We start from the raw sequence: 16,685 nt of genomic DNA on the forward strand, positions 1-16,685 counted from the left end.
CGCAACACACCCGGAACAGGTCTCGTGGTTCTGACCGGAAGACCTGCTCGGACGCCCGGCCCTTTCAGCCCCGGCGCGCCAGGCGCACCGAAAGGTTGAAAAGTGTGTTGAATGTACTACGGACTGAGAGTGCTGCTGCGGCTTTGGCGGTCAGGAAGAGCCCCGGAAAGGGAGGGTTCAGGGAAAACCCTGATCAACCCGCATGCTGCTCCCGCAGCCGGCGGGCGGCCTGCACCATGCCGGCCAGCGCCGGCAGCACCTCCAGCCATTGGCGCGTCTTCAGGCCGCAGTCCGGATTCACCCAGAGCCGCTCCGCCGGGATGCGCTGCGCCGCCTTCTCCATCAGGTCCACCATGTGCTGCACCGTGGGCACGTTGGGCGAATGGATATCGTAGACGCCAGGTCCAATCTCGTTCGGATAGCTGAAGTCATCGAAGGCATCCAGAAGCTCCATGTCGGAGCGCGAGGTCTCGATGGTGATCACGTCCGCATCCATGGCTGCAATGGCGGGCATGATGTCGTTGAACTCCGAATAGCACATGTGGGTGTGGATCTGGGTGTCGTCGGCCACACCATTGGCCGTGATGCAGAAGCACTCCACCGCCCAGCCCAGGTACTCCTGCCATTGCGCCCGACGCAGCGGCAGCCCCTCGCGCAGCGCCGCCTCGTCGATCTGGATGATGCCGATACCGGCCTTTTCCAGATCCAGCACCTCCTGGCGAATGGCCAGCGCCAGTTGCCGACAGGTCGTGGCACGCGGCTGATCATCCCGCACGAACGACCAGTTCAGCATCGTTACCGGACCGGTAAGCATGCCCTTCATCGGGCGCTTCGTGAGCAACTGTGCGTACTGCGCCCAGGCCACCGTCATCGGATCTGGACGGCTGATGTCGCCGAACAGGATGGGCGGCTTCACGCAGCGCGACCCATAGGACTGCACCCAGCCGAAGCGGCTGAACGCATAGCCTTCCAGCTGCTCGCCAAAGTACTCCACCATGTCGTTGCGCTCGGGCTCGCCATGCACCAGCACGTCCAGCCCCAGCGTTTCCTGCTCGCGCACACAGCAGGCCACCTCGGCCCGCATGGCCTGCTCGTAGGCCGCCGCATCAATCTCGCCGGCCTTGAACTGACGACGTGCCTGGCGGATCTCGGCCGTCTGCGGGAAGGAACCAATGGTGGTGGTGGGAAACATCGGCAGCTGGAAACGGGCCCGCTGGCGCTGCGCCCGCACCGCGTAGGGGCTCTGGCGCGTCGTTGCGGCCTCCGTGGCGCATTGGGCCAGCGCCGCCTGCACGGCCGGGTTGTGGACACGCGGTGAACGACGACGCGACTCGATCGCCTGTCGATTGGCCGCCAGCTCGTCCCGCACGGCGTCACGCCCTTCATTGATGGCCCGGGCCAGCACGCGCAGTTCATCCAGCTTCTGGCGTGCAAAGGCCAGCCACGATTTCAGCTCGGCATCCAGCCCGTCCTCGCTGGCCAGATCCACCGGCACATGCAGCAGCGAGCACGACGGCGCCAGCCACAGCCGGTCACCCAGCCGTGCCGCCACCGGCTCCAGCCAGTCCAGCACCGCCTCCAGATCAGTCTTCCAGATGTTGCGACCATCAATGACGCCCAGCGACAGCACCTTGTGCGTCGGCAGCAGGTTCAGCAGGGGCTTCGCATCCTCGCGGCCACGGATGGCGTCCAGATGCAGCCCCGCCACCGGCAGATTCGCCGCCAGCCAGGCATTCTCTTTCAGCGGCCCGAAATACGTGGCCAGCAACACCTTGATGCGCACGCTCTTGAGGTGGTGATAGGCCAGGTTCAGCGCGTGCTGCCAGTCCGGCGACAGCTCGGTCACCAGAATCGGCTCGTCGACCTGCACCCACTCCACCCCCGCATCGGCCAGCGCCTGCAGCAGCTCGGTGTACACCGGCAGCAGCCGCGGCAGCAGTGACAGACGGTCCAGATCGGGATGCGCCGCATCACGCACCTTGCCCAGCGCCAGATAGCTGACCGGCCCCAGCAGCACCGGCTTGGCTGCCACGCCCTGCGCCCGGGCCTCGGCCAGCTGCGCCAGAATCCGCGACGGATCCAGCCGGAAGGTCGTGTCGGCGCCAAACTCCGGCACGATGTAGTGATAGTTGGTGTCGAACCACTTGGTCATCTCGCCCGCGGCCACACCGGCCTCGACATCATGCGTGCCGGGCTCACAGCCACAGGCGGCCTTGTCGACGGAACCTTCCGCCAGCGTGGAATCCTGTCCCGACGCAGGGACTACGGCCTGGCTTTCCTGCCCCGCCGGCTCGGTACCCGGCGCCGAACGCCCCCGCGCCACCCGGAAGTAGTTGTCCAGGTCATCGCCGGCATAGCCACGCACCCGCGCCGGCAGGTTGCCCAGCGTGAAGCTCATGTCCAGCACCTGGTCGTAGAACGAGAAATCCCCCACCGGCACCCAGTCCAGACCCGACTGATCCTGCCAGTGACGGCTGCGCAGCTCTGCGCCGACCTGCTGCAGCGCCTCGCGCGAGGACTCGCCCCGCCAATAGGCCTCCAGCGCGAATTTCAGTTCCCGCCGCGCACCGATGCGCGGAAACCCCAGGGAATGCGTGCTTGCCATGATCTTCTCCATGCGTTGCCGATGAGCAGGACTGCATGGTAGGAAGCCTCATCCATGAATGGAAATGCTATTCTTTCATCGGTCGATCAATAATTTTCATGGATTGGCACATGGCCACCTTCCTGGAACGCATCCACCTGGAAATCATCCAGGCCGTTGACCGGCACGGCTCACTGACCGCCGCCGCCGAACGCCTGCACCTCACCCAGCCGGCCCTCAGCCATTGCATCCGCAAGCTGGAGGACCAACTGGGCACCCCCATCTGGCACCGCGAAGGCCGCAACCTGCGTCCCACCCAGGCCGGCCTCTACCTGCTGGGCGTTGCCAACCGATTGCTGCCCCAACTGCAGCACGCCGAAGAACGCCTGCGCCAGTTTGCCCTTGGCGAACGAGGCACCCTGCGCATCGGCATGGAATGCCACCCGTGCTACCAATGGCTGCTGAAGGTGGTGGCCCCCTACCTGCGCACCTGGCCTGCCGTGGACGTGGACGTGAAGCAGAAGTTCCAGTTCGGCGGCATCGGGGCCCTGTTCAATGACGAGATCGACCTGCTGGTGACCCCCGACCCCCTGTACCGCCCCGGCCTGCGCTACGAAGCCGTCTTCGACTACGAACAGGTGCTGGTGGTGGCACAGAGCCACCCGCTGGCCCTTCAGGTCGACGTGCAACCCGAACAGCTGGCGAACGAGACCCTGATCACCTACCCCGTCGGCATTGACCGCCTGGACATCTACACCCAGTTCCTGACCCCCGCCGGCATCGCTCCCCGACATCACCGACAGATCGAGACCACCGACATCATGCTGCAGATGGTGGAAAGCGGCCGGGGCGTGACCGCCCTGCCTCGCTGGCTGGTCAAAGAGAACATGCAGCGCTTTGCCGTGGTGCCGCTGCGCCTGGGCCCTCACGGCGTGGCCAAGCAGATCTTCCTGGGCTTCCGGGAGGGCGAGGATGAGGTGGATTACCTGCGGGGGTTTGTGGAGCTGGCGCGGGGGCAATCCGGGCGTGAGCGGCCTGAGGCCACCTGCCTCGAACGCCTAGATGACCTGGAAGACCTGTCACTGGCCGAACAACGTCTGATCGACATCCGCAGCGGCAAGACCCAGACCCAGACCCTGTCACAGGAAGACGTGATGAAGCACCATGGTCTGGAAGATTGAATTCGACCCTGCAGCAGCCCGAGAACTGGGCAAGGAATGCCCCCTCCCGAACCATTCATGAGGCCGCTCCCACCTGTTCATTGAGCATGGTGTCGAATTCAGCGCCACTGATGTCCCCGGAGCCATTCAGCATGTCGCCGGCCAGCTCCCGCTTCTTGGTCAGCAGCTGGTCCAGCCTGACATCAAAGGTCACGAAATCATCGGCGGCCACGGTGGGATAGTAAACGTGGACATCCTTCGTCTGACCAATGCGATAGGCACGGTCGGTTGCCTGATCCTCCTTGGCGGGATTCCAGGTTCGCATATAGTGCACAACGTGATTGGCCGCCTGGATGTTGACCCCAAACCCTACCGCGACTGGCGAAAGAATCAGCACACCGAAACCCGGCTTCTCCTGAAATGCCCGGATGCGCTTCTGCCGACTATCGACGTTCCGGGATGAAGCACTGGTGTCTCCATTGATGATGGTCGCCGAATAGCCAAGCTCTACCTCGATACAGGACTGCAACAGCCGCTGCACCTCGCGGAACTCGCAGAAGACGATGACTTTCTCGTTCCAGCGCTGGATGCGTTTCAGCTGCGTCAGCAGCCAGTCCATCTTGGGTGCCTTTGCTCGGTAGACATCCAACCGGTCGCGCTGGCTACCCTTCATGTTGAACTCCTGGGGGTCGGTACAGAGCAACCGCAGGTAATGCAGCACCCCAAGCTGGTTTTTGAACGGAGACTTCCCAAGGCCCTCCCTGGACGCTCTGTATCCCTCCAGAGTCTGGGAATAGAGGCTGCGCTGAAAAGGGGACAATGGAAGGCGGCGGCAGCCCTCATCGACGATCTTTTGGGGCAGGTCCTTCGCCACATCCTGCTTCAGCCGCCGCAGTACCTGCGGCTGAATGCGTGCGCGCAGCTCCCCAACCCGCTGCCTCTCCTGATCGGTACATGCCTCGATCGGCTTCCGATAGCGCCTGGTGAAATCACTGAGCGCCCCCAGTAGACCAGGCTGGATGTAATCGAACAGACACCAGATATCCGCCAGATTGTTCTCGACAGGCGTCCCGGTGCAGGCAACCCGGAAACCGGCCTGCTGCTTCTTGGCAGCACGTGTCACCATCGCAGCCGGGTTCTTGATCCGTTGTGCTTCGTCACACACCATCACTGACCACTTCTCGGCGGCAAAAGAGAACTCGAAATCCCGCAACGTCTCGTAGGTTGTCAGCACCACCCGGGCATTGCCGATCCAGCCCGGCTTCAGGAACCTCACCAGCCCATCCTCGTTCCTCAGACGTTCATCAATGAGATGCCTGGGAACGCGCAATGGCGCAAGTGCATCCCCATAGGCCGTCAGCAGGGTCAGCACGCCGGGGACGAAGAACTTGTCCGCCTCTTCCGCCCAGTTCTCCAGCAGAGACACTGGAGCAACCACCAGCATCGGCTCGATGGAGGGATTCTCTTCGATGAGTGATGCCATGAAGGCCAGCAGCTGGAAGGTCTTTCCCAGCCCCATATCATCCGCCAGAATGGCCCCCCGAACCTGGAAATCCGATCTCAGGCCATAAAGGTGCTGCAACCATGCCACCCCCTCCCGTTGATGAGGGAGCAATGAAAGCCCAGACCTGATACATGCGGGTACCCGGGCTGCCGTCCTCTCTCCGCTCAAAGCTATCCTTCTCTTCTCCTCGTAGTCGACCTGATCGATGTTGTCCAGCAGTATCAGGGTCTTGGAACCCGACTGCCGAGGCGTGCTATCGCGCTCTTTGTCCTTGGGTTTCTCAAGACCGGAGTCGGGGCTCTTGGGGTTACCCGCCTCACCCATCGGTACCTTCAGGCGCCCGACCAGGCGAAGCACCTCATCCACGGGCAGCTTGTCAGATGTCCCCGGGACCTGAACATCCGTCTCTCCCCTGGACTTTGCCTCCCATGCGCTCTTTTCAAGCTTGGCCAAATTTTCAGGATCGGTCGGAATCCGGACTGGTAGCTCCCGCCCCTCAGGGGTATAGACGATGAATTCAGGAATCTGCTCTGGAAACCAGACGTCACCTTCCTTATCCCGCCCCACCGCCGACACATGCAGGACCGTGTCCTGCCCAATGCCTGCGATACGTTCGCTATAGATGCCCAGGTCATGGACCCTCTCATAGCCAATGCCTTCCATCTGCGCATGCTTGGCTCTGAGCGCTTCACGCAAGACATGAAGATGTTCAGGTGTTTCACCCCTGATCGCCAGATCGTGTCCATTCCAGGCAACCAGCTGGCGCTGCGCCTGAATGGCACGCTCCACCCGTTCGATGAAATTCTCGACCTGCTCGTCAGACAGCCAATGAATCTCGGATGACTGAAGCCCCTCTGCACCCTCTGGTTCAATAAGCAAGCCGATGTGCAGCAACCTTCCCTCTGCATCCCATACGACTCGGGGGGTGAAGCGCTCAAAGAGCACGCCGGCACCGGCCAAGACCTCTTCAATCTGTTTCGGATCAAGCACCTCCTGGGCATCCTCTCCCAGAGCCGCCATGGGATTCCGGAGGATGGCCTCTGCCCTTGCGCCAGCCACACGCCGCCCTGGCATCCGCTTGATCGACTCCAGTACGGTACGAACCTGAGGCGTGATCAGCACCTGAATTATCCCTTCCGGCATAGAAAGGTCATACCGTGGCAGAACAGTGGAGTTCCGATCGAAGGCAGCCAGCCAGACATCCGGCACGCCATCAAACCCGGGAATGATCTCGACGACCGGGCCATCGGACACGATGGCAGAGCGGCGAAACGCCAGCAGCATGTGCTCCGGCGTCACAACGACGGAACGTGTCAGGAAATCGTCCAGATTGGCATGGGCTGCCAAGGCCAGAGAACGGATATGGCCCCACGCCCTCCGGTTGGACAGATCATCGCGCTCCGCGTCTGGCCTGCGGCTGAATGCCCGTATGGCCTGGACCAACTGCCATTGCTCAACGGTCAGACGCTCCATAACATCATCCAGCTGCAGGATCGCTCCCTCCAGACGAGCGCTTCGAACGATGCCATCAGGATAACGCCAGCCTGCAATGATGATCGAGAAGCCTGCGTCGATCAGCGTCCCTTCACTGCGCAGGACGATTTGGGCCGATGTCTCCTCGGGAAGCTGTAACGCCCCAGCAAGATCATCCATCGAGCGCATCTCGGCCATGGCCGTGGAAAGGCTGCCATAAAAACCCTCCCACTCCAGGAAACCGCCATCACTCGTCTCGGTCAGCCAGCCGTCATCCAGCAGCTGCTCCAGATAGCCTCCCAGCAGGGGAGACTCAATGGGCATCCCGCCTGAAGACGCATCCCGCGAGATTCGGATGCCAACAGCATCCAGACGACGGTACCAGCATGCAGTCTGCTTTGCCCGGAAAGCCTTGCGCAGATTGAACACGACGACACTCTCCTATGTGTACCAACCTTTACCGGGCCTATAGCGCAACCCCTGCATGCTCAGAGCGTTACCAATCTGCGGATCAGAGTCATCCGTCAAGACCCAGAAGTATCCACCTTGCTTCCGAAGATCACTTGTCTTCAGACCATGCCTTCTGGCGATATCAAGAACGTTGTACAGCGGTGGGTAGTAAACGGGCTGTCCCGGCGGTGGTGAAGGCCGCTCCGGAACATGTTCCGTGGAACGACCTTCTCCCTGCCGGCCAGGTCGAGCGGGCGCACCATCACCCCGGCCTTCCGGCGACACGCCCTCACTGCGCAGCCAGTTCTCAAAGTGGTCTTCCCACTCACTGTAGCCGTATATCCCGTCTTTGTGAGTCAGCTTGTTACGCCTGGCCGAATTCTTCAGGGAGTTCCGAGCGTTTACTGGCAAGGCCAATGGCTTTGTCAGATCAAACGGCAGCCCTTGGTCATCACGATAAGCGTACAAGGCATTCCCCATGTCGCTGAACTCAACGACAACCAGTTTGCCCATTCTCATGATGAAGGCATTGTTGTTGCCGGAGGCATCAAGGTACCAGAGTAGACCCTTCATCTTCTCCTTCAACACCTTGAAGTCCGGATCCCTTGAGTTGCGCGCTGTAGGCCCCAGAGCGAAATCCACATGGTCGATGGCCTTCACGTAGCGCTTCCAGAAATTGACACGACGCCGATCGCTGGTTCCGTCCTGCGCAAGTTTCGTGAAGAACGCCTCGATGAACTCCCCTTTCAGCCAGTTCGAGACCATCTGGCGTGCATCTTCGGACACCCTCTGCCAGGCCGTCTTGTTGGAGGGTAGCCATGGGTTCTCCCACCACGTCACGGAATGGTCTCGCAGGCCGATATGGATGGGATGCCCCTTTATTTCCTTGTAGCGCTCCAGCAACATGGCCAGCGCCTCATTTCTCAGGATCAGGTTGCCACGGATCAGCTGCAACATGCTGTCAAGGCTGTTCCGGAACCGCTGATCTTCATAGCCCACCGCCTGCCTGATCTGCGACAGAATGAGCTGTCTGAAGAACCAGGAAGACTGTTCGATGCCAAGGTGCTCCTTCAGGCTGTCTATCGTGGCGTAGTCCCCTTGCATGACCTTGGCAACATAGGGGCCAACCGGATCTGCCGTGAACAGCTGACGATTGTCCAATGCCACCTGCACCCACGGCGGGTTGAAACGCTCAGCCTGGATGACACCATTCCTGTCGTACAGGTACTGGCGCAAGGCACTCCAGTTCTTCCTGCCCGTCTCGCTGACACGATCGGGAAACGAACCATAGCTGAAGTAGTTATGCACCAGCCCTCGGTAGCACCTCCGGTACAGGTTCGGCCGCCCGACCCAGGAGTCTGCCCCCGCCAGGATCCTGTCGAATCGTCCGGCATCATCCATGGCGCAGGTGTTTGTCCCCCGATACGGGGTACTCAGGGCATGCGAAAGCAGGTAGGCATCACGAAAGTCCCTGACCTCCATGCCCTCCCAGAACCTGCCCAGCGCATCCTGCATCCGATCTTCCGGAAGGTTGCCGGGTTTCAGGCCCGGATTTGATTCTCTGATCCGTTTGATGACTGCATCAAGTATCGGCTCCCACGCCCCCCGGTCAGGCAACTGGGGGCTGTGGGCAAAGGCATCCTGGGTGGATCGCGCCAGCCGGTGTTCCAGCTGCTGAAGGGCATTCATCGCAAAGCACACTCGCCAAAATCATTGGAAAGAGGTACCGGGTCCGCCCGACGCTCCCCAATGCCCAGGAACTCAATGCGCATCTCCACCCGACGGCTTTCCTCCGCACTCTCGCGCGAGGCATTGAAGGAATACCCCCCAACCAGGAACAGATTGCGGACATCGGCTTTCTGGTCTTCCGTCAACAGATGAGCACCAGAGCGCGCGAACATGGCGCACAACACCCGCTGGCTGCGCAGCAGGCTCAGGTTCAGATTGCTGAGATAGGAACCTGTCCTGTCGGTATAACCTTCCACCACGATGCGCTTCATGACGCGGCGTCCCAGCTCATCATTGGCCAGCGTAAGGATATCCGGTACGAACTGGCGCAACACGCTTTCCTGCTCTGGTGAAAGGTTCCATTTTCCAAAGGCAAACCGGGCACGGTCGCCAAAGTCAATGACGGCACGGGACAGATCAATCCGGATGCCTTCATAACGGTCGGCTGCCTGCTCGAAGCGTCTCATGATCTCGGCGATATCCTGCCGGTGCTCCGTCTCTGCCCGCTCCTGCTCGCTGACCTTCTTGGTAACTGCCAGCAGTGCAACGCTCATTACCACCAGAAACAGCACCATCAACGCCGTCATCATGTCGGCGAAGGAGATCCAGAACGGTTTCTCGGCCTCGTCACGCCGTGAACGGTTCATAACCAGACGCGCCCCCAGCATGGATCAACTCCGTCCAACCGATTTGCCGGGGGGCGTGGACGCCCCAACGGACGCCAATGACGCCTCCAGCTCACTCACCGCGGCACTCAGCAGGTTGACGGCATCGGAAAGCTTCTTGTGAAAGTCCACATTGGCGGTGTCCAACGTCTTCCGAATGGAAGCGGCAAAGGCCCCTTGCGCTCCGCCCAGCACCTCGTTGAGGCCATTGAGGTACTCGTTCGCCGCCAGTTGCGCTCTGCCCAGCCCTTGCGCTGATTGCTCGATGCGCGAAACGATATCCGTGGTCAGAGACGCTTCTCGCCGAGCAGCCTCCACCGTGGCTTTCAATTCGGTCGTCATTGCAGCCATGGCATCACGCTGCAGCCGGTAGTCCTGCAGTGCGCTCTTGACCGAAGCCGCGCTGTCCTGGAAAGCGGAGGACGCCTCCGTCAGCCCAGAGCTTGCCGTGGTTGCCTTTTCCAGAACACCTGCCACACCGCTCCCCGCCTTGGCAAAATCCAACGATGCAGCCGCAAGCAACCCGGCGCTGCTCTCCATCTTGCCAATGGATGTAGTTGTGACCCCTTCCAGTTTATTGATACTCTGCGCTATCTGGGTACTGATCTCTGCCATCTTCTGAATGACAGAATCCACCGAATCGGAGAGGCTTCTGACCGCCGATTCGGTGCGAGAGACCATCGTCTCTTCCCGCTTTCTGACGCTCTCTGCCACCTGGTCCTGACTTTCGCTGAGGGAGTTCATTACTTCGCGCATCGTCGTGCCAATGGCCGCCAAGGTTTCGCGAAGCTTTTCGTTCGTCTCAGCCGTCGACTGGGACACAAGCGCACGTATCTGCCCGATAAAGGCTTCCGACTGCTCGTTCATGGCCTGCTGGCGCTTTTCCATCTGGGCAATGGCCTCGGCAAAGCGCTTCGCCATGTCATCACTGGCTCGGCCACTGGTCGCTTCGATGTTCTGCACCAGCGCCTGAAGTGTGGAGACTGCCTCCTGCATGCTGCGTGCCGTCTGCTGGTTCAGCTCGTTCAAACCCGAAATCTGGCCACCGAACAGCTCATTGAGCCGCGCGCTGAACTGACTCATCACATCCTGCAGCATGGTGGTGGTCATCGCGCTTTGCTCACCACTGGCGACCTGTACAGCACCCGCGATCTTCTCCAGGGGCTCCCGGAAGACACCGTTGATGGCGTCACCCAACGCCTGGTTGTTCTCCCTGGCAGAGGCCTTCATGTCCTCCAGAAGACGCTGCTGCTGCTGCTGGGAGGACTCAATCTGTTGCTTGGTCAGCTCTCGCAGGAGAGTGCCCAGTTCGTTGACCAGCGCATCCTTCAGGATCTTGGACTGACTGGCAGAGTCTTCCGAGGCCCGAACCAGGCGAGAAAGATACTCTTCACCCGCACCGGCCACAAAGCAAGCATCAATGTCCTGAGCAATCTTCTCTATCCGACGATAGAGCGATGACAGAAGCAGTTTTTCAAGGAACGTCACCAGCATCGCAGCGCCAATGGCCGACGCCGATACGAGAAACGCCTCTCCCACCTCATTCATCAGCCCACTGAGGCTGCCACGTACCGTATCGGCATCCTCGCTGACATGAAAGCTCTCAAGACCCCCGATGAGGCCAGTGAAGGTACCAATGATCCCGATACCTGTCAGGAGCCCGGGCAGATGCTTGAAGAACTCTGTGCGAAGACGACCATCGACCACGGACTGGCCATTGAAGTACATCTCTGCCAGCATCGTCGCTCGAAGCGCCGTAACCACATCCTGGCCATCCTGCACAGCCCTCTGCTCATGCAGGGACTCGCGGTACTCCTTCCAGAGATGAAGCAGATGCCTATCCCTGGCAAAGGCCTTGTCCAGTTCGGACACGGCCCTGCACGAATCGGGGCCCGTAGAAGAACCTCCCCCAGACTTAAGCCTGGCGAACGCACGCTGAAGCTGAAACAGGCGCCACCAGACAAATCCTCCACGAACCAGAAAGAAGACAAGAAAAGTAGCGACAAGGAAAAGAAGAACACCCCCGACCACCAGCAGGGGAGTAGGAAAGGACATAAGTCTTTCAAGCGGCACGTTCATGCGCGCACCTCCAGATAAGCAGCTCGCATGACAACGGCGTGCCTCTGCCCGGATAGATCACCGGGATGCACCTGCCCTTGTTCTGCCTGCCCCGACGTTACCGGCAGACTGTCGGCGGATGTGCCAAGGCTGCCCACTGCGCCTTCCGCAGCACGCATCATCGAAACAACAGAATATGTCCTGCCAAAAAAAGCGAAGGCATGCACCCCCAGCCCTCCGCCGCTACTCCACGCCACGTCTTCCATACTGCAATGAAAGCCATTTATGATTTTTGTCTGATGCTATCACGCAGTAAATAACGCCCAGCAGCGTGTAAATTATTGAGGGACTTCCCTCATCCAACCGTATCGTTTGCACAACAAAGGATCTGGATGCCAGTCATATTTTCGCAACGCCATGTGCCACTCGCTCCGGCAGAGAAGCCGCTCATCTCCTTTGCTGCCCCAGCACGATGACCTGAGACCAGCGGTATGCTTTCAAGTCGACGGCCGTGAACGGCATTGCAAGCGTGTGGGATGAGAACGTTCTGGAGCACCCGATCTCCATGGACCAGCCGAAGGTCTGATCCTTCCTCACACCCCCAACCACTCCGCCACCCCCCTACCAAACAGCAGGATGGCAGCCGCAAAGACAAAGAGCAGCACGATGAACCAGATGGGTTCATCGATGCGGTTGCGGGCCGACTGGCGCAGCAGCAGCAGGGTGAAGGCGAGATAGACCAGCACGCCGGCGATGGAGGTAGTGCTGACCTGGCCCAGGCGTCCGTCGATGGGGGTCAGGACCAGGACCGAGGGCACCAGGCCGTAGACGAGGGATATCCACCAGCCGCCCAGCGGGGAACGTGCCCTGCTGGCCGATACGGCGGTTTCGGCGCGGGTGTCGGTCTGGTCTTGTCGCATGGTGTCGCCCCCTGTCTGTGGCTTTACGGGCAGGCAGTCGGCCGCGCGGGTGGCCGCTGTCTTCCTCGGTGGCAGCATCTTTACGGGCTGCTCATGTGTACCGGGTCATCCGGGTCTGAAAAGGCGGCCCTGTCCTGCCGCTGCCTGCCCGATGCCAGGTTCTTCGAGTGTATCCAGCAAACGCCTCCTTCCGGCGCTTTGCCCCCTGGTTTTACCCGGCCATCCTTGCGGCGCCGGCCATGCCAGGGGTGCTGAATGAGTGCACACCCCATGGGCTACACTTGCCGTGCGGTCGGTACCGGCCATTTCCGCACGGGAGCCGTTTCCGCATGCGAGCCGTACCCACGCACCGACCGCCCCCTGTCTGCCGTTTCCCCCGATTCACCCCGGTCTCTCTGCCATGGCCTCCTCCTCCACATCCTCTCCCCCTTCGCTCCTGATCATCGGCACGGGCGGCACCATTGCCGGTGTGGCCCCGTCGGCGGGCAGCACAGCCGGCTACCAGGCGGGGGCGCTGCCCATCGGGCAGATTCTGGATTCCGTGCCGGGGTTGTCGGGCCTGGTGCCGGAGGGGCGGCTGGCCACCGAGCAGGTCTTCTCGATCCCCAGTGAACAGATGAGCGGGGCGCACTGGCTGCAGCTTGCGGGCCGGCTGCGGACGTGGCTGAGCGGTGACGAGGCGCCCGATGCCATTGTCATCACGCACGGCACCGACACGCTGGAGGAGACGGCGTTCTTCCTGTCGCTGGTGCTGCCGGCCACGCGGCCGGCGCTGCTGACGGGGGCAATGCGACCGGCCAGCGCGCTCAGTGCCGATGGGCCGGGCAATCTGTACGATGCTTGCCGCTTTGCGCTGGCGGCACGACAGGCCGGCATCGGCGGGGTGTTCGTGAGCTTTGGCGGCCGGGTGCTGCGTGCGGATGCGGTGTACAAGCAGCACGCAAACCGGACGGATGCCTTTGCGCAACGCTTCGGTCAGCCGGTGGCCTGGCTGGAGGCGGACCGGCCGTGCTGGCAGCCGGCGCTGGCGGCCGGAGGGTTGCAGGGGCAGTTTGCAACGCTGGGGCTGGAGGATACGGCTGCCACGGCGGAAGGCGATGCCGCATCGATGACGCTGCCCCCGGTGGGCATCGTGCCCCAGCACGTGGATGCTGACCCGGCCATGGTGGCCTGGCTGCGGTCACGGGGCTGTCAGGGGCTGGTGCTGGCCGGCACGGGCGTCGGCACCATGCCGGTGCCCATGCGGGCGGCGCTGGCCCAGGCGCGCCAGGCGGGCTGTCTGGTGGTGCGTGCCAGTCGGGTACCGGAAGGTTATGTGGGGCGCAATACGGAAGCCAGGCCGGAAGACGGCGACGATGCGCTGGATTTCATTGCAGCCGGCTGGCTGGACGCCCGCAAGGCGCGCATTCTGCTGCAGCTCTGCCTGGCAGCAAAGATGGGTAACGCCCGGGAGATTCAGGCGCTCTTCGAGCGTTGTTCACCGTGAGGCGGCCTTTCCCGGACTGACCTGGCCGTCCCCGCTCAACGCCCGCGTGCTCCCTCCAGCCAATCTAGGCGCTGGGCCAGGCTGCGCACGCCATCGGACCATTCCTCGAACTCGGGCCGCGAGACCAGCACGCCGGTTCCTGAAGCCAGGTGATCGGCCAGGGCGTCCTGCAGCCGGCCGCCAACCTCTGCGGCGTGCACGCGGGCATCACGCCAGAACTGGCCAGCACGATGAGCCGCCACGTCGCCCACCACCTGGCTGAGGTCTTCCTCCACGTCCCAGTGCAGGGCCTTGGCCACATCGCCCAGGGCCTGGGCCAGCATCACATCGCCTTCGATGCGCAGCGTGGCGCCCAAGGCCAGCGGGCCTTCGCGCAGCACCCGAAAGAGCGCATCCACGGTGGGGCGCGCCGTCAGCACCACGGCCGGTTCTTCGCCGGACACAGCAGTCAGCATGCCGTCGACACCGATACGGGCATCGGCCTGCAGGGTGGGCAGGCGCAGAAAGCCCTCGTCGGATGCCGGTTCGGCGCTGACCCTCGGGGCCGCGGCCGAACGCGGAGCAGTGCCCGCCTTCGCGGGACGAGGCGCTGCCTTGCCCCCCTGCCCGCCCGCGGTGGGCGGCAAGGCCCGGATGCGCACCACGTGGCCAGCATGGCTGGCCAGCAGTTCACGCAGCCAGGGCTGCTGGCCGGTGATGTGGTTGATGGCCGACAGCACCAGCTGGGCAACGGGTAGCGGGATCTGGAACATGGTGATATCTCGGGCGGAACTGGCGGCCATTATAGGCATCCGGAGATAACGAGGCATGCTCCAGGACCGCACCTGTCATGAAGCGGCCGGATAGGCCGGCTGCCACATGGCATCCTGCACGGCCTGCACCCAGTTGTCATGCTGGCGGGTGGCCACACCCTCGGCCACAGCCTGCTTGGCCACGGCAACCGCCACAGTGGCGGACGAGGCGCGCAGATTGTCCACGGGCGGGAGCAGCGAGGCCCCCAGCTCCTGCGGGTTGACCTGTCCGGCCACCGCCTGGGCTGCGGCCAGCAGCATGCCGTCGGTGACGTGCCGCGCCCCCGAAACGATGACACCCAGGCCCAGACCGGGGTAGAGCAGCGCATTGTTGCCCTGGCCAATATGGAACTTCGTTCCCTGGTAGCTGACGGGCTCGACGGGAATGCCCGTGGCCACCAGTGCCTTGCCGCCGGACCAGGGGATGGCGTCCGACGGGAGGACCTCGATGCGTTCGGTGGGGTTGGACAGAGGCAGCAGAATGGGGCGCTCCACGCCGGCGCACAGAGCCTCGATCACCTCCTTGGTGAAGGCACCGTGATCGGTGGAGGTTCCGATGAGGATGCTGGGCTTGACCTGCTTCACGACCTCCAGCAGGCCAATCTTGCCGTCCTGCCGTTTCCAGCTGGAAACCTCGGCAGCCGGGCGGGCGTATTCCTGCTGGTAGTCGGGCAACCCCTGCATGTCATCGGTCACCAGACCGTTGATGTCGATCAGCCAGACACGCTTCCTGGCTTCTTCACGGCTCAGGCCGTCACGTTCCATGGCGGCGCTGATCTGGTCGGCCATGCCGGTGCCGGCGGTACCCGCGCCGTACACCACCAGCCGCTGATCGGCAAAGCCCTGTTTCGTCACCTTCAGCCCGGAGATCACGGCCGCCATGACGATGGCGCCGGTTCCTTGCATGTCATCGTTGAAGATGCGGTAGCGCTCGCGGTTCTTCACCAGGATGCGGCGAGCGTTGCCCGGTCCGAAGTCCTCGAAGTGCAGCAGCGCCCGGGGAAACATTTCACTGGCCACCTGCAGATAGGTATCGATGAGGCGCTCGTAGCGTTCGCCACGCACACGGGCATGGCGATTGCCCAGGTAGGCGGGATCGTTGAGCAGCTGCTCGTTGTCGGTGCCCACATCCAGATTCACGGCGATCACCCGGTCAGGGTGGATACCCGCGGCGGCCGTGTAGACAGCCAGCTTGCCAACGGAGATATCGGTACCGTTCACGCCCCAGTCACCGATGCCCAGAATCTCCTCTGCATCCGAGACCACCAGCAGGTCCACGTCATCGGGCCCCAGACCCAGCGTTTCGAAGGATGCTCGAACGTTCTCGGGATGATTCACATCCAGGTACACGGCGCGCGAACGACGGTAGTCCCGGCTCCATTTCTTGATGGCCTCACCGACGGTGGGGTCGTAAACGATGGGCAGCATTTCCACCAGGTGATCAGTCAGCAACCGGTAGTAGAGCACCTCGTTGCGGTTGTGCAGCTGGTCCAGGTAGACGTACTTCTCGATGTCGCTTTCATAGCCGGAGTACTGGCGGTAAGCGCGCGCGGCCTGCTGCTCCAGCGTCTCCACGGCCACCGGCAGCCGGCCGGTCAGTCCATACCGGGCGCGCTCTTCCAGGGTGAAGGCCGTGCCCTTGTTGGTGAGAGGATTCTTCAGGATGTCGGGGGTTTTGCTCATTGTTGGCTCCTGTCGGTGGCATGCGCCCAGCTTGAAGGCACAGCCTGACACGGATACGAACGAGCGGACGGAATTACCCGTTGACACTGCAGGCATTTAGCCAGGGAGGCCCCCCGCGGTGTGATTCATGACGAGGCACCCTTGAAACAAAAACCCGCCCCGACGCATGCACGCGTGGGGCGG

The 16,685-nt window shown here is 62.2% G+C and carries 10 protein-coding genes; 2 read left to right on the forward strand and 8 right to left on the reverse strand.

The features are described 5' to 3' along the window. Window positions 1–193 precede the first annotated feature (193 nt). Window positions 194–2,605 (reverse strand): 5-methyltetrahydropteroyltriglutamate--homocysteine S-methyltransferase, encoded by a 2,412-nt coding sequence (metE, locus tag EL249_RS00430; protein WP_040532189.1) that lies wholly within the window; start codon window positions 2,603–2,605, stop codon window positions 194–196. Between the two features lie 110 nt (window positions 2,606–2,715). Here metE and EL249_RS00435 point away from each other — a divergent pair, with 110 nt between their 5' ends. Then, window positions 2,716–3,765 (forward strand): LysR family transcriptional regulator, encoded by a 1,050-nt coding sequence (locus tag EL249_RS00435; protein WP_126348020.1) that lies wholly within the window; start codon window positions 2,716–2,718, stop codon window positions 3,763–3,765. Window positions 3,766–3,820: 55 nt separating this feature from the next. On the opposite strand, the gene EL249_RS00440 is transcribed toward EL249_RS00435, so the two are convergent. From EL249_RS00440 to EL249_RS00460, 5 genes are all read right to left on the reverse strand, one after another. Further along, entirely contained in the window at window positions 3,821–7,150 is a 3,330-nt protein-coding gene (locus EL249_RS00440; RefSeq protein WP_005675059.1) for a DEAD/DEAH box helicase, read from the reverse strand. A 12-nt stretch (window positions 7,151–7,162) separates the two neighbouring features. Further along, window positions 7,163–8,860: an EH signature domain-containing protein gene (locus tag EL249_RS00445; protein ID WP_005675058.1), complete on the reverse strand. Its 1,698-nt coding sequence runs from the start codon at window positions 8,858–8,860 to the stop codon at window positions 7,163–7,165. After that, window positions 8,857–9,567, reverse strand: coding sequence for a flagellar motor protein MotB (locus tag EL249_RS00450; RefSeq protein WP_005675057.1), 711 nt, complete (start codon window positions 9,565–9,567; stop codon window positions 8,857–8,859). The genes EL249_RS00445 and EL249_RS00450 overlap by 4 nt, the downstream gene beginning before the upstream one ends. Window positions 9,568–9,570: 3 nt before the next feature. Then, window positions 9,571–11,643, reverse strand: a complete 2,073-nt coding sequence (gene zorA, locus EL249_RS00455) for an anti-phage ZorAB system protein ZorA (protein WP_005675056.1) — start codon at window positions 11,641–11,643, stop codon at window positions 9,571–9,573. 572 nt (window positions 11,644–12,215) lie between these two features. Next, window positions 12,216–12,542 carry a hypothetical protein gene (locus EL249_RS00460; protein WP_040530242.1) on the reverse strand — a complete coding sequence of 109 codons (327 nt, stop codon included), beginning with the start codon at window positions 12,540–12,542 and terminating at the stop codon, window positions 12,216–12,218. Between the two features lie 400 nt (window positions 12,543–12,942). On the opposite strand from EL249_RS00460, the gene EL249_RS00465 reads away from it, so the two are divergent. Beyond that, window positions 12,943–14,028 (forward strand): asparaginase, encoded by a 1,086-nt coding sequence (locus EL249_RS00465; protein ID WP_005675053.1) that lies wholly within the window; start codon window positions 12,943–12,945, stop codon window positions 14,026–14,028. Between the two features lie 35 nt (window positions 14,029–14,063). Here the strand turns inward: EL249_RS00465 and EL249_RS00470 are convergent, their stop codons facing one another. Together EL249_RS00470 and EL249_RS00475 are read right to left on the reverse strand one after the other, a co-directional pair. Further along, window positions 14,064–14,780, reverse strand: coding sequence for a ubiquinone biosynthesis accessory factor UbiJ (locus EL249_RS00470; protein ID WP_126348021.1), 717 nt, complete (start codon window positions 14,778–14,780; stop codon window positions 14,064–14,066). A 75-nt stretch (window positions 14,781–14,855) separates the two neighbouring features. Further along, entirely contained in the window at window positions 14,856–16,502 is a 1,647-nt protein-coding gene (locus EL249_RS00475; protein ID WP_005675051.1) for an NAD-dependent malic enzyme, read from the reverse strand. Between the last annotated feature and the right edge of the window lie 183 nt (window positions 16,503–16,685).

It is taken from the genome of Lautropia mirabilis (assembly GCF_900637555.1).
In the GTDB taxonomy this organism is placed as follows: Bacteria; Pseudomonadota; Gammaproteobacteria; order Burkholderiales; family Burkholderiaceae_E; genus Lautropia; species Lautropia mirabilis.

What these genes read in the sequence shown, in the direction of transcription:
- zorA (WP_005675056.1), bottom strand. Translation starts at nt 11,643, where the DNA reads ATGAACGTGCCGCTTGAAAGACTTATGTCCTTTCCTACTCCCCTGCTG.
- EL249_RS00465 (WP_005675053.1), top strand. Translation starts at nt 12,943, where the DNA reads ATGGCCTCCTCCTCCACATCCTCTCCCCCTTCGCTCCTGATCATCGGC.
- EL249_RS00435 (WP_126348020.1), top strand. Translation starts at nt 2,716, where the DNA reads ATGGCCACCTTCCTGGAACGCATCCACCTGGAAATCATCCAGGCCGTT.
- EL249_RS00450 (WP_005675057.1), bottom strand. Translation starts at nt 9,567, where the DNA reads ATGCTGGGGGCGCGTCTGGTTATGAACCGTTCACGGCGTGACGAGGCC.
- EL249_RS00445 (WP_005675058.1), bottom strand. Translation starts at nt 8,860, where the DNA reads ATGAATGCCCTTCAGCAGCTGGAACACCGGCTGGCGCGATCCACCCAG.
- metE (WP_040532189.1), bottom strand. Translation starts at nt 2,605, where the DNA reads ATGGCAAGCACGCATTCCCTGGGGTTTCCGCGCATCGGTGCGCGGCGG.
- EL249_RS00470 (WP_126348021.1), bottom strand. Translation starts at nt 14,780, where the DNA reads ATGTTCCAGATCCCGCTACCCGTTGCCCAGCTGGTGCTGTCGGCCATC.
- EL249_RS00475 (WP_005675051.1), bottom strand. Translation starts at nt 16,502, where the DNA reads ATGAGCAAAACCCCCGACATCCTGAAGAATCCTCTCACCAACAAGGGC.
- EL249_RS00460 (WP_040530242.1), bottom strand. Translation starts at nt 12,542, where the DNA reads ATGCGACAAGACCAGACCGACACCCGCGCCGAAACCGCCGTATCGGCC.